Below are 636 nucleotides of genomic sequence, written 5' to 3' on the forward strand. Positions count from 1 at the left end.
CTTGATAAAATTTCATATAAAATTAATCAAATTAATGAGATGAAAATGGCTAATTACAAAGATAGGTCAGAGGCTCTTGTGTTGCTTGAAAATTTTAAATACAACTACCACAAACTCTATCCAAAAGGTAAAAATGCTACAAAGTCTGACTTTGAAAATTATAAAAAAGTTTGTAGGGCGATTGCAATTTATCGTAAAAGGCAAGGTGATGATGCTATAAAATACTTTGATGATAGTTTGATGGCTTCTAGGATGCTTGGTAAAAATAATAGTCTTTTTAAACTTGGTAAAAAACTTGAAATTTTAGATAAAAGCTTATATTTGTTGGAGCATTCAAATTTGAGTGATGATGACAAAAATGGCTATAAAAAGCGTTTAAATGATAATAAGGAGTTTATCATTGATATTGCTAAAAATCGCTTTAATTTCGTGCAAAGTAAGCTTTTAAAGGCTGATAAAATTGATAAAAATAGTTTTTTATTTAAAGAGTATTTTAAAGGTGTGGCTGTTCTTAATGTAACGCCTGATGATGAGCTTTTAAAGATAAGAAATAAGCAAGTCCTTATGAAAGATATTTTAAAAGATAACTCATATCATAGAAATAATAACACAATTAAAAAAGATAAATTTAATAGT

Annotated in this window: 1 pseudogene; it reads left to right on the plus strand. The window is 26.6% G+C overall.

The features are described 5' to 3' along the window. Positions 1-45: 45 nt before the first annotated feature. Positions 46-636 (plus strand): annotated as a pseudogene (locus O6B72_RS09380) (relaxase/mobilization nuclease domain-containing protein); the annotation flags it as partial.

This window comes from Campylobacter ureolyticus, assembly GCF_027277485.1.
Classification (GTDB): domain Bacteria; phylum Campylobacterota; class Campylobacteria; order Campylobacterales; family Campylobacteraceae; genus Campylobacter_B; species Campylobacter_B ureolyticus_B.